At 69.0% G+C, this 12,010-nt stretch carries 17 protein-coding genes; 13 read left to right on the forward strand and 4 right to left on the reverse strand.

Features of this window, described 5'->3' with window-relative positions:
* The 3 genes from VHK87_RS07720 to VHK87_RS07730 all read right to left on the reverse strand — a co-directional run.
* Nucleotides 1-881: acetyl-CoA C-acyltransferase (locus tag VHK87_RS07720; RefSeq protein WP_329634325.1), on the reverse strand; the 881-nt coding region annotated here is incomplete at its 3' end.
* A gap of 38 nt (nt 882-919) precedes the next feature.
* Complete coding sequence (locus VHK87_RS07725) at nt 920-3,019, reverse strand: 3-hydroxyacyl-CoA dehydrogenase NAD-binding domain-containing protein (RefSeq protein WP_329634326.1); 2,100 nt, start codon at nt 3,017-3,019, stop codon at nt 920-922.
* 119 nt (nt 3,020-3,138) lie between these two features.
* Nucleotides 3,139-3,996, reverse strand: coding sequence for a LysR family transcriptional regulator (locus tag VHK87_RS07730; protein WP_329634327.1), 858 nt, complete (start codon nt 3,994-3,996; stop codon nt 3,139-3,141).
* Between the two features lie 99 nt (nt 3,997-4,095).
* Here VHK87_RS07730 and VHK87_RS07735 point away from each other — a divergent pair, with 99 nt between their 5' ends.
* From VHK87_RS07735 to VHK87_RS07770, 8 genes are all read left to right on the forward strand, one after another.
* Nucleotides 4,096-4,776 carry a flavodoxin family protein gene (locus tag VHK87_RS07735; protein WP_329634328.1) on the forward strand — a complete coding sequence of 227 codons (681 nt, stop codon included), beginning with the start codon at nt 4,096-4,098 and terminating at the stop codon, nt 4,774-4,776.
* Nucleotides 4,777-4,786: 10 nt separating this feature from the next.
* Complete coding sequence (locus VHK87_RS07740; protein ID WP_329634329.1) at nt 4,787-5,452, forward strand: hemerythrin domain-containing protein; 666 nt, start codon at nt 4,787-4,789, stop codon at nt 5,450-5,452.
* Between the two features lie 17 nt (nt 5,453-5,469).
* Nucleotides 5,470-5,883: a DoxX family protein gene (locus VHK87_RS07745; RefSeq protein WP_329634330.1), complete on the forward strand. Its 414-nt coding sequence runs from the start codon at nt 5,470-5,472 to the stop codon at nt 5,881-5,883.
* Nucleotides 5,884-5,944: 61 nt separating this feature from the next.
* Entirely contained in the window at nt 5,945-6,751 is an 807-nt protein-coding gene (locus VHK87_RS07750) for an SDR family oxidoreductase (protein WP_329634331.1), read from the forward strand.
* Nucleotides 6,752-6,818: 67 nt separating this feature from the next.
* Complete coding sequence (locus VHK87_RS07755; RefSeq protein WP_329634332.1) at nt 6,819-7,775, forward strand: TraB/GumN family protein; 957 nt, start codon at nt 6,819-6,821, stop codon at nt 7,773-7,775.
* 84 nt (nt 7,776-7,859) lie between these two features.
* The gene (locus tag VHK87_RS07760) at nt 7,860-8,081 is read left to right on the forward strand and encodes a DUF2061 domain-containing protein (RefSeq protein WP_329634333.1); all 222 of its coding nucleotides are present in this window, start codon (nt 7,860-7,862) and stop codon (nt 8,079-8,081) included.
* A gap of 20 nt (nt 8,082-8,101) precedes the next feature.
* Complete coding sequence (locus VHK87_RS07765) at nt 8,102-8,581, forward strand: Dps family protein (protein WP_329634334.1); 480 nt, start codon at nt 8,102-8,104, stop codon at nt 8,579-8,581.
* Nucleotides 8,582-8,585: 4 nt separating this feature from the next.
* Nucleotides 8,586-9,329, forward strand: a complete 744-nt coding sequence (locus VHK87_RS07770) for a hypothetical protein (protein ID WP_329634335.1) — start codon at nt 8,586-8,588, stop codon at nt 9,327-9,329.
* Between the two features lie 102 nt (nt 9,330-9,431).
* Here the strand turns inward: VHK87_RS07770 and VHK87_RS07775 are convergent, their stop codons facing one another.
* A complete protein-coding gene (locus VHK87_RS07775; protein ID WP_329634336.1) occupies nt 9,432-10,154 on the reverse strand; it encodes a Crp/Fnr family transcriptional regulator in 723 nt (240 codons plus the stop codon).
* 162 nt (nt 10,155-10,316) lie between these two features.
* Here VHK87_RS07775 and VHK87_RS07780 point away from each other — a divergent pair, with 162 nt between their 5' ends.
* From VHK87_RS07780 to VHK87_RS07800, 5 genes are all read left to right on the forward strand, one after another.
* Nucleotides 10,317-10,499: a hypothetical protein gene (locus VHK87_RS07780; RefSeq protein WP_329634337.1), complete on the forward strand. Its 183-nt coding sequence runs from the start codon at nt 10,317-10,319 to the stop codon at nt 10,497-10,499.
* Nucleotides 10,500-10,536: 37 nt separating this feature from the next.
* Nucleotides 10,537-11,106: an NUDIX domain-containing protein gene (locus VHK87_RS07785; RefSeq protein WP_329634338.1), complete on the forward strand. Its 570-nt coding sequence runs from the start codon at nt 10,537-10,539 to the stop codon at nt 11,104-11,106.
* Nucleotides 11,107-11,171: 65 nt separating this feature from the next.
* Nucleotides 11,172-11,333: a hypothetical protein gene (locus VHK87_RS07790; RefSeq protein WP_329634339.1), complete on the forward strand. Its 162-nt coding sequence runs from the start codon at nt 11,172-11,174 to the stop codon at nt 11,331-11,333.
* Between the two features lie 6 nt (nt 11,334-11,339).
* On the forward strand, nt 11,340-11,714 hold the full coding sequence (locus VHK87_RS07795; protein WP_329634340.1) for a hypothetical protein: 375 nt from the start codon (nt 11,340-11,342) through the stop codon (nt 11,712-11,714).
* Nucleotides 11,715-11,792: 78 nt separating this feature from the next.
* A complete protein-coding gene (locus VHK87_RS07800) occupies nt 11,793-11,984 on the forward strand; it encodes a hypothetical protein (RefSeq protein ID WP_329634341.1) in 192 nt (63 codons plus the stop codon).
* Nucleotides 11,985-12,010 lie beyond the last annotated feature (26 nt).

Below are 12,010 nucleotides of genomic sequence, written 5' to 3' on the forward strand. Positions count from 1 at the left end.
TCCGGGCCGCAGCCGGCCACGGCCATGCCGCGGTAGGCGCCCAGCGGCTGCAGGCCGCGGCGCTCGGCTTCCTTGGCTTCCATCAGCACCACGGCGGCGGCGCCGTCGGACAGCTGGCTGGCGTTGCCGGCAGTGACGAACTTGCCTTCCTGGACATAGCGGCCGCCCTTGAACACCGGCTGCAGCTTCTGCAGGTCGGCGAGGGTCGTCTGGGGCCGGTTGCCCTCGTCCTGGCGGATGGTGATCTCCTTCTCGGAGAATTCGCCGGTCTCCTTGTTCTGCACCATCATCGTGGTGGTGACCTCGACGATCTCCTTGTGGAAGCGGCCTTCCGACTGCGCCTGGGCGGTGCGCTGCTGGGACTGCAGGGCATACTCGTCCTGGACCTCGCGGGAGACGTTGTAGCGGTCGGCGACGATCTCGGCGGTCTCGATCATCGACACGGCCAGCTCCGGCACGTGCTCGGCCAGCCACTCGTCGCGGGCGCGGAAGCGGTTCATCTTGTCGTTCTGGACGAGCGAGATCGACTCGATGCCGCCGCCGATGGCGACCGGGGCGCCGTCGTTGATGATGTACTTGGCCGCGGTGGCCACGGCCATCAGGCCCGACGAGCACTGGCGGTCGAGGCTCATGCCCGAGACGGTGGTCGGCAGGCCCGAACGCAGCGCGGCGACGCGGGCGATGTTGGAGCCCGTGGTGCCCTGCTGCAGGGCCGCGCCCATCACCACGTCATCGATCTCGCCCGGATCGACGCCGGCCCGCTCGACCGCCGCCTTGATGGCGAAGCTGGCCAGGGTCGGGGCCGTGGTGTTGTTGAATGCGCCGCGGTAGGCCTTCCCGATCGGGGTGCGGGCGGCGGAGACGATGACGGCTTCACGCATGTCGTAGGAATCCTGGTTTTGTAGGAAATTCTTGGGCGTCAGAGAATGCGGGGGTTGGCGGGCAGCTTGGCGAAGGTCGTGCCTTCGGCGACCATCTTCTCGAGCAGGGGCGCGGGCTTGAAGACATCGCCCATGGTCGCCTCGAACTCCTTCATCTTGGCCAGCACCTTGTCCGGCCCGATCTGGTCTCCGTAGAACATCGGCCCGCCGCGGTAGACCGGCCAGCCGTAGCCGTTGACCCAGACCACGTCGATGTCGGAGGCGCGCAGCGCCTTGCCTTCTTCGAGGATCTTCGCGCCCTCGTTGATCATCGGATAGACGCAGCGCTCCAGGATCTCCTCGTCGGAGATCTTCCGCGGGTTGCGGCCGCTCTTCACGATGAAGTCGTTGATGATCTTCTCGGTGACGGGGCTGGGCTTGGCGTTGCGGTTCTCGTCGTAGTCATAGTAGCCAGCGCCGGTCTTCTGACCGCGGCGATCCATCTCGCAGAGCACGTCGCGGATGCTCTCGCCCTTCGAGCGCTCCTTCACCCAGCCGATGTCGAGGCCGGCCAGGTCGCTCATGGCGAAGGGGCCCATCGGGAAGCCAAAGTCGTAGAGCACCCGGTCGATGTCCCAGGGCATCGCCCCTTCCATCACCAGCTTCTGGGCCTCGCGCTGACGCGCGCCGAGGATGCGGTTGCCGACGAAGCCCGGGCAGACGCCGACCAGAACGGCGATCTTGCCGATCTGCTTGGCCAGCTTCATCGAGGTGGCGATCACCTCCTTGGAGGTGTGGTCGGCGCGGACGATCTCCAGCAGCTTCATCACGTTGGCCGGCGAGAAGAAGTGCAGGCCGATGACGCTCTCCGGCCGCTTGGTGACCGAGGCGATCTCGTTGATGTTCAGGCCCGAGGTGTTGGTCCCCAGGATCGCGCCCGGCTTACAGATCCGGTCGAGGTTGGTGAAGATGTCCTTCTTGATGTCCATCCGCTCGAACACCGCCTCGATAACGAGGTCGACGTCGGCCAGGTCCTCCATCCAGAGGGTGCCCTTGATGCGGCCCATCCGCTCTTCGACCTGCTGGCTGGTGATGCCGCCGCGGGAGGCGGTGCGCTCGTAGTTCTTGCGCACCACGCCCAGGCCCCGCTCCAGCGCCTCGGGCTTCACCTCGACGATCTTCACGTCGATGCCGGCGTTGGCGAAGTTCATCGCGATGCCGCCGCCCATGGTGCCGGCGCCGATGATGCCGACGGACTTGATCGGGATGGTGGCCACGTCGTCGCCGACGTCGGGGATCTTCTGGGCCTGGCGCTCGGCGAAGAAGTAGTAGCGCTGGGCCGCCGACTGCGGGCCCATCATCAGCTCGTTGAACAGCCGACGCTCTTCCTTCAGGCCTTCGTCGAACGGCAGGTTCACCGCCGCCTCGACCGCCTTGATGTTGTTCTCCGGGGCCATGAAGCCGCGGAACTTGCGCGCGTTGGCCTTGCGGAACGTCCCGAAGATTTCCGGCTTGCCCTTGGCCTCTTCGATCTTGTCGTTGTTGTCGCGGACCTTCCGCAGCGGGCGGTTCTCGGCGATCACCTTCTTGGCGTAGGCGACCGCCCCATCGCGCAGCTTGCCTTCGTCCACCAGCTCGTCGACCAGGCCCATCTCCAGGGCCGCCTTGGCCGGCACGTGCTCGCCGCTGGTGACCATCTGCAGCGCCTTCTCGACGCCGACAATGCGCGGCAGCCGCTGGGTGCCGCCGGCGCCAGGCAACAGGCCGATGTTTACTTCCGGCAGGCCGACGCGGGCCGAGGGAACGGCGACGCGGTAGTGGCAGCACAGCGCGACCTCCAGGCCGCCGCCGAGCGCGGTGCCGTGGATCGCGGCCACCACCGGCTTGGAGCAGCCCTCGATGGCGTCCTGCACGTCCTGCAGCGACGGTCCGCCCATCGCCCCGCCGAACTCGGTGATGTCGGCGCCGGCGATGAAGGTGCGGCCTTCGCAGATCAGCACCACCGCCTTGGCCTGACCGTCGGCGCAGGCCTGCTGGAAGGCGGCGTGCAGCCCCTCGCGGACCTTCTGCGAGAGGGCGTTCACCGGCGGCGAGTTCAGCGTGACGATCGCCACATCGCCTTCCACCGTCAGATCGGTCACCGGATTGATCGCAGTCATCTTGAGCGTCCTCACGGGCTTATCCCGGCCGGGCCTTCGATCGCGCCGGCCGCAAATTCAAACGCGTGTTAGCCGCCTCGCCGCGGGCGCGCTAGTCAATTATGCCGCAGGGGCGGCGCCTAGCGGCCGGCGAGCAGCCTGCGGCTGGCGTGCGCCTGGTCGGCGAGGAAGTCCATCACCGCCTGCACCCGCGGCGAGGACCTCAGGTCGCGGTGAACGACGAGCCAGAGGCCGAGGCTGAGCGGCGGATCGCCCCCGTCGACGCGCTCCAGCAGCGGGTCCGGATCGCCCATGAAGCAGGGCAGGATCGCGCAGGCGAGGCCCGAGCGCGCCGCCTCCTGATGGGTGATGAAGTCGCTGGCCCGCAGCACGGGCGTCCGACCCCCAAGCCGGCTTTCCGGAAGCCGGGCGATGGCGGTGCGCGCCGGCTGTTCATGGAAGACCATCCAGCCCTCAGGATCCACGTCGCCGCCCCGCAGCCGGTACCCCGCGAACGAGACTTCGCCGACGCGCCGGGCCCGCAGCTCGCCGCCCTCCGGACGGGCCAGCCGCAGGGCGACGTCCGCCTCGCGGCGGCCGAGGCTCACCACCTCGGACCCGGCCAGGATCTCGATGGATATGTTGGGATGTTGACGGTGGAAGTGGACGAGCCGTCCGGCCAACCAGCCGCTGGCAAGCGACTCGGTGGTCGAAATTCGCACGAGGCCCGAAGGCGCGGTCGGCGCGCCTTCGGCGAAGCGGGCGATGTCGTGGGCGGCTGACTCGAGCGGCTGGGCCCTCTCCAGGATGGCCTGCCCAAAAGCGGTGAGGGCGTAGCCCTCTCGGGAGCGGTCGAACAGCAGCTGGCCTAGCGCACGCTCCAGGTCGGCGACGCGCTTGATCACGGTGGAGGGACTGGATTTCAGCTCGCGAGCTGCGCCCGTCGCGGTCCGCGCCTTCGCCACGGCAAGGAAATATCGGAGATCTTCCCAGTCCATATTCGGAAAATCGAACGCCGCATGGCGAAGGTCAACGCTGACGCAGCTCCAGCCTGGACATAGTTGGTCAGCTCCACTTCTCGAAGGGAGCCACCGACCATGACCAAGGTCGCCATCGTCTATCACTCCGGCAGCGGGCGGACCGGCCTGCTGGCGGAGGCGGTCCACCGCGGCGCATCGCGCGTCGAAGGCGTGTCCGCCGACCTTCTGCGCATCGTCCCCGAACAGCTCAACGCGCGCATGCACTGGCGGGACGAGGCGATGATGCGCACGCTCCACGCCGCTGACGGCGTGATCTTCGGCTGCACCACGCTGATGGGAATGCCGAGCGCCCCGTTCAAAGCCTTCATGGAGGGCTGCTTCGAGCCCTGGTGGGTGCAGGGCTGGAAGGACAAGTTCGCAGGCGGATTCACCAGCTCGGCCTCGCTGAACGGCGACAAGACCAACACCCAAATCCAGCTGCTGGTGTTCGCGGCCCAGATGGGCATGTTCTGGGTGCCCATGGGCGACCACCCCGGGGCCAACTGGAGCGGGGCCGGCGTCGACGACGTCAACCGCCTGGGCGCCTTCCTCGGCCCGATGAGCCAGAGCCTTGCCGACGTGCCGGTGGAGGAGGCGACCCCGCCCAGCGACCTCGTCACCGGCGAGCGTTACGGCGAGCGGTTCGCCCGCATCGTCCGCCACTGGGTGGAGGGCGGAGACTTCCGGACCGAGCGCTACATCGACAAGGCCACCTCGGCGGCGCGCCTGCGGCGAGCCGCGGCGACCGCGGCGGCTTGAGGAGGGCGCGATGGAACGTCACGACCTCTACAGGCCCATCCACAAGGCCCTGCGGCTCCTGCAGGCCCGTACGCTCACCCTGATCGGCGTCACCGACTTCAGCGACGAGGCGGCGGCGGCCCGAACGCTGGATGTCGTCCGCGAGCTGCTGCAGACCGGGGCCAAGCACCTCGAGCACGAGGAGGCGGTGATCCACCCTCTCCTCGCCGCGCGCGCGCCCGACGCGGTGATCCTGCTTGAGGCGCAGCACGGGGAGCACCGGGCCGCCTTCGCCGAGTTCTTCCACCTGGCGGGCCGGATCGCGACGGCCGATGCGCCCGAACGTCCCGCCCAGGGACGCGAGCTCTACCTGGCCCTGGCCAGGTTCATGGCCGCCGACTTCCTGCACATGGCTCACGAGGAGCAGGTCATCATGCCCCTCCTCCAGCGCCTCTTCACCGACGAGGAGCTGATCGCGGTGGAGGGGGAGATCGTCGCCTCCATCCCGCCGGACGAGCTGACGGTCCTGCTCCAGGCGATGCTCGAGGCGCTCAGCCGTCCCGAGCGGGCGCAGCTGATGGGCGGGGTGCGGGCCGGCGCCCCGCCCGGGGTCTTCGAGCAGCTGATGCAGGCCACCGCCTGCGAGGTCCTCTCGGACGACGACCTGATCGACCTCAACCGCCGCCTTGCGGCCTGATCCCTTCGGAGACGACCATGATCACCCATGCGACTGCGCTCGCCGCGCGTGCGGCGCTCAGCGCGATCTTCCTCTGGAGCGCCTACGGGAAGTTCCAAGCCCCTGACGCCGTGATAGCCTACATCGCGACCTACGGGGCGCCTCACCCTCGCCTGGCCTATGTCGCGGCCCTGCTGTTGGAGGCCATCGGAGGCCTTCTGATTTTGCTCGGGCTAGGCGCGCGGTGGGCCTCGCTGGCCCTGGCGGGGTTCTGCCTGGCGACAGCCCTCGTCTTCCACCGCCAGTTCGGGGACGAGAACGAGCTGATCCACGCGCTGAAGAACCTCGCCATCGCCGGCGGGCTGCTGCACGTGGCGGCTTTCGGCCCGGGCCGCTGGACCATCGCAGCCCTCCCATGGCCGAGCATCCGGGAGGCACACGCCCACGGCTGAACGGCTTGTGCTGGCCCTCCCCTTCGCTAAGCCTTAGCGCCCGCGAAGGGGAGGAGCCCAAATGAACATCGCCGACCTGTTCTCTTTGAAAGGCCGCACAGCCCTCGTCACCGGCGGCTCGCGCGGGATTGGGCGGATGATCGCCGAGGGCTTCATCGCCTCGGGCGCCAAGGTCTACATCTCGGCGCGCAAGGCGGAGGCCTGCGACGCCACGGCCGAGGAGTTGTCGAAGCTCGGCGAGTGCATCTCGCTGCCGCAGGACATCTCCACAGTGGAGGGCTGCCACGCCCTCCGTGACCAGCTGCTGGCGCGCGAGGAGAGGCTGGACATCCTTGTCAACAACGCCGGCGCCGCCTGGGGCGCCGACTTCGACCAGTTTCCGGAGAGCGGCTGGGACAAGGTCCTCGACCTGAACCTGAAGAGCCCCTTCTTCCTGACTCAGGCGCTGCACGAGGCCCTGCGCAAGGCCGCCAGCCACGAGCGCCCTGCCAAGGTGATCAACATCGCCTCCATCGACGGCATCAAGCTGAACCCGATGGAGACCTATTCCTACCACGCCTCCAAAGCCGGCCTGATCTACCTGACCCGGCGGATGGCGGCCCGGCTGGTGCGCGACAAGATCGTGATGAGCTGCATCGCGCCAGGCCCGTTCGCCTCGCAGATGAACCGCGCCGCCCGTGACCAATCCGAGGAGGTCGGCCGCCGCGTCCCGCTCGGCCGCATCGGGACCGATGAGGACATGGCCGCCGCCGCCATCTACCTGGCCTCCCGCGCCGGCGACTACGTGGTCGGCGACACCATCGCCGTCGACGGCGGGGTGGCGCTGGCCGACCTGCCGGCGCGGGGGATCAGCGGGGATCCTAGCTGAACCGCATCTTAAGCGTGTAGCCGCAATTTGCCCGCGTCGGCGCGTAAGCCGGCGCGGAGCGCTCGTCATGACCAAGCTGATGACGTGGGTCGTCAGGCTCATCTTCCTGTGGCTGCTGATCGGGCTCACGCCGCTGGTGCGTGTGCTGCCCGGCTACGGGCCAAAGCCGGATCCAGCCGAGCAGGTCGCGGCGGCTCCGCGGAGCGGGTTCAACAATCCATTTGGCCCGGATCCGGCCCTCTGGCTCGTCGAGGATCCGGACTCGCGGATCTACCTCTTCGGCACGGTGCACGTGCTGCGGCCGGAGTTGGAGTGGATGACGCCGAAGGTCGCGCGGGCGCTCAGCGAAAGTGGAAGCCTTTGGGTCGAGACCCGGCTCGACGACCCGGCTCAGAACGTGCAGCTCGTCCTGGACACCTATGGTCGCGAGCCCTCCGGCAGCCTCACGAGCCGCCTCACCGCCGAGGAAAAGGCGCAGGTGCTGGCGGTCGTACATGGGTTGGGCATCTCTCAGTCGGACATCGAGCCGCTGCGTCCGTGGCTCGCCAGCTTCCTCATCTCGCAGGTGGCGCTGGAGCAGACAGGGTATACACCAGCAGCCGGCGTGGAGACCGTGCTGGAGCGCGCAGCGTCTCTGCGGAACATTCCCGTCCGGGAGCTCGAGAGCTCGGAACAGCACTTCCGCTTCCTCGCCGACCTGCCGCCGGAAATCGAGAAGCAGATGCTGCTGGAGACCGTGACCTCCGGAGAGGCGACGACCGCGGGCGTTGACCGGATCGCCGCCCGGTGGGCCCGCGGCGACCTGAAGCCGCTCGACCAGGACATGGCCAGGATGAAGACCGAAGCGCCCGAGCTCTATGACGTCCTGATCGCCGAGCGGAACACCAACTGGGCGGCGCAGATAAGCTCCCTGATGGCCGGATCGGGAGTCCATTTCATCGCTGTGGGCGCAGGCCATCTCAGCGGCCCGGACAGCCTCCAGGCCATGCTCGAGGCCAGAGGCTACGAAGTGCGGCGCAAGTAGGAAGCCATAGAGAATTCCACAGCACTCTTGCAACCAACATCGCCTGAACCTATTTTGCGAGTCGTTCGCAACAAGGTTCGAGCCATGCAAATCGCCAAGAAGACGCTGACCTACAGCCTGACGCACCTGATCGTGGCCGTGGCGGTGGCGTTCGCGCTGACCCGCGACTGGCGCGCGGCGCTGGCGATCGGGATGATCGAGCCCATCTTCCAGACCATCGCCTTCGCCCTGCACGAGCGGGCCTGGCGGCGGGCCGAGGCCCGAGGAACGCCGGCCCTCCGCGGCCGTTCGGCGGTGGAAGCTTGAGGATTTCGAAGGAGACGGACATGGCCGACGGGATAAACACCGGCCTCGAAGCCCAGGGCCGCAGCAGCATCGCCCAGGGCCTTTCCAAGCTGCTCGCCGACACGTACGCGGTCTATCTGAAGACCCACGGCTATCACTGGAATGTCCGCGGGCCGAACTTCGCCTCGCTGCACCAGCTGTTCATGGAGCACTACACCGAGATGTGGAACGCGATCGACGACATCGCCGAACGCATCCGGGCGCTGGGCGAATTCGCCCCGCAGGGCTACCGTTCGTTCGGCAATCTTTCGTCGATCGGCGACGGAGACCCGGAGAAGAGCGCCGAAGAGATGGTGCGCGAGCTGCAGCGGGACCACGAGACAGTCGTCGCAACGGCCCGGGCCGCCCTGCCCGCCGCCCAGCAGGCCGGCGACGAGGTGACGGTGAGCCTGCTTTCCGATCGGCTGACGGCGCACGAGAAGCACGCCTGGATGCTGCGCGCCACGCTGGGCGAGAAGTAGGGCCGTGTTGCGCGGGGCGATCTTTGCGGCATTGGCGCTGGCGGGGGCCGGCCAGGCGGGCGCCGCGCCCATCGTGCTGCCTGGTGACGAGCAGAGCCGCATCGAGGCCCGCGCGCGGATCGAAGCGCTGAGGCTGAACCTGGAGAGCTACCCCAGCGCCACGACGGTGCTGCGCGTCTGGTGCGAGGACTATGGCCTGGCGCAAGAGCCGAAGATCCGCGCCATCCCGGTGACCGGCGCCGACAAGCCGCTGCGCCCGGACGACCGGGCCGCGCTGGGCGCCGCGCCGGGCGAGGAGGTCCGCTACCGGCGGGTGCAGCTAGCCTGCGGCGACAGGGTCCTGTCCGAGGCCGACAACTGGTACCGGCCGGGCCAACTGACGCCGGAGATGATCGAGGCGCTGGAGACGACGGACACCCCGTTCGGAACGGTGGTCTCGCCCCTGCGCTTCCAGCGTCGCACGCTGTCGAGCCGGCTGATGTTCCAGCCGATGGCCGATCCGCCGCGCGGGCTGTTCGCCCGCCCGCGCAAGAACGGTCCGCTGGTCGTCCCGCCCCACGTCCTGGAGCAGCGCGCCCTGCTGGTGAAGCCCGACGGCACGCCGTTCAGCCTGGTCGTGGAGAACTACACCGGCGAGATCCTCACCGGCCAGCTGCGCCCCAACGCAGACGCCGAGCCAGTGACGCTCACGGCCGACGCCCCGCCCGCGGCGGAGGACGAGGCGCAGGATGCGGAGGCGGTCGAGTAGTCACGCCGCTCATCCCCGCGCAGGCGTGGCCCATGCCGGGTCAGCGCGGGCGGACAGCGCGCATGGTTCCCGTCTTCGCGGGCATGAGCGGATGGTTGGGGCCTAACAGCCGATCTGCTTGCGATACGCCTGGATCAGCCCGCGGCACTCGCAGGCGGCCGCCTCCAGGCCCTCGACGTCGAACAGGCGCACGCGGGCCCGGCCGGTGCGCAGCAGGCCGCGCTGTTCCAGGGAGGCCAGGGCGGCAGTGACCGAGGTGCGTTGCACGCCAAGCATGATCGACAGGAACTCCTGGGTCAGGTGCAGCTCATCCCCCAGTTCGCCGCGTTCGCGGCATTCCAAAAGCCAGCGGGCGAGCCGCGGCTCCAGCCGGTGGAAGGCCTGGCAGGCGATCGACTGGCGCGCCTCGGCCAGCATGGCCTGGGCGTATTCCTGCACCAGGGTGCGGCCGGGCTCGAGGGCGAACACCTCGCGGCAGATCTCGGCGGGGGCGATCCAGGCCTGCCCCGCCGCCTGCACGGTGGCGGTCGGGAACATCGGCGAGCAGGTCATCGCCTCGACGAGGCCGAGCGCGCCTTCGGAGCCGACCACGCCACTCTCCACCTGCCCGCCGTCGCTGGTGACGGCGACCATCGAGATGATCCCCCGCTCGGGAAAATAGATGTGGTCCGTCGGCTCGGAGCGGTGAAACAGGATCTGGCCGGCGATCAGCTCGACCTTGCGCGAGGCCGACAGAAGCCGGCGGCGCTCAGCTTCTCCGAGCCGGCTGATGAACCGGTTGCGGACCTCGTCCGCTTGCTTGGCGGCGGTTTCGAACGCGGCCAAGGGAACCTCCATTCGCCTATGCCCCACCCCAGCTAAGGGAGCGCGAAGCGAGGGGCGCAGGTTCCGAGACGGCGCGGCTTTGGACTTTTTCGCCCCTGAGTGATCAAGGCGACAGACAGGATTTGCCCCGCGCGGCACAAGGCCGGCGGGGAGGGCCGCCGGTTGCCGACGTACAGAGTGTACCTGATCGACGCCCGAGGCCGTGTGCAGATGGGCGACACCTTCGAGCAGCCCGACGATGCGACAGCCCAGGTCCGTTTCGAGGCCATCGACCGCCAGGGCCTGAACGCCGAGCTCTGGCAGGGCGGGCGGCTCGTGCGCAAGCTGCCGAGAGACAAGGGCTGAGGCCTCTGGCAAGCCTCTCGCCAGCAAGGAGGCCGCCATGCGCATCCGCATCACCGGCGAAGAGACCCTCTATTCCGGCTGGTCGAAGATCATCCGGGCCAGGCTGGCCACGGCGGACGGGACCGAGTTCGCCCGGGAGATCGAGCACCACGGCCACGCGGTGGCGGTGCTGCCCTACGACCCAGAGCGGCGCTGCGCCCTGATGGTGGCCTCGCCGCGCGCACCGGTGGTCTGGGCCGGCGGCCCACCGGAGCTGATCGAGGCGCCCGCCGGCATGCTGGAAGACGGCGAGCCGGCCGAGACCTGCGCCCGCCGGGAGGCCGACGAGGAGGTCGGCGTGCGCCTCGCCGCGTTGGAGCCGGTGGCGGAAGCCTGGTCCACGCCTGGCGTCTCCTCCGAGAAGATCGCCCTGTTCCTCGCCCCCTACGGCGAGGCGGACCGGACCGGGGCGGGCGGCGGTCTCGCCGAGGAGAACGAGCTGATCGAGGTGCTGGAGCTTCCGCTCGACGACCTGTGGGCCCGCTTCGAGGGCGGCCGGCTGCAGGACATGAAGACGCTGGTGCTGCTGCTGGCGCTCAGGCAGCGCCGGCCGGAGCTGTTCGGCTAGAGCTCCCTGGAACCGCGCCGGCGCGCGGCCGGTTGGCCTCGGAGATCCCAACGCAGGAAGCGATCATGGCTCAGAGCGGACGCGGCGGCGGGGCCCCGGGCAAGGGCAATCCGGGCGGAGCGCGGGGCGGCCGCGGCGGCAAACAGACCAAGGACGCCGGCGGCGGCCGCGGCAACAGCCAGCAGTCGCAGGGCAAGGATCCGCACCGCGATCAGCCGGGCGGGTGACGGGAGATGGCGGGCGGCTATATCGGCTGGGCGCTGCACCCGCAGGATCGCGAGGCGCTGCTGAGGGCCTTCCCGCCCGCCTACCAGAAGGTCGTCGCCGACCACGTCACCCTCAGCCTGACCAGCCTGATGAAGAGCGGCTTGCCCAAGGCGCGTTCGGGCGAGGTGGTCGGGATCACCGACGACGGCGCCGGCGTGCAGGCCCTGGTGGTGCGCATCGAAGGCACGACCGACCGGCCCGACGGCTCCACCTATCACCTCACCTGGTCGCTCGGGTCCGGCCGCCGCGCAGTCGAGAGCAACGACGTGCTGCGCGAGCGCGGCTGGACCCCCATCGACACGCCCTGGCCGATCCGGCTCGCGCCGCGCCGCTGGCCCTGAGAAATTCTGAGAGCGCCGCGCGGGACCCTCCGCTGCGGCATGCGCGTTCTTCCAGCTTCCACGTGGCGGAGGATGACCATGCCCCAAGCAAAACCCCTGGAGCAGTTCCGGCTCGAAGAGACGGATGCGGGTTATCTTATCAGCATCCAGGCGCAGGGCGGCGAGGCGCTGGCGGTGGAAGCCTCGCCCGAGCAGCTGGACGCCATCATCGACGCCCTCGACGACCTGCTCTCCGAGGACGACGAGCTGGAGCTCGACGAGGAGGACTAGCCCCTCAGCTCGAGGCCGTTGCCGTC

The sequence above is a fragment of the Phenylobacterium sp. genome, assembly GCF_036263695.1.
In the GTDB taxonomy this organism is placed as follows: domain Bacteria; phylum Pseudomonadota; class Alphaproteobacteria; order Caulobacterales; family Caulobacteraceae; genus Phenylobacterium.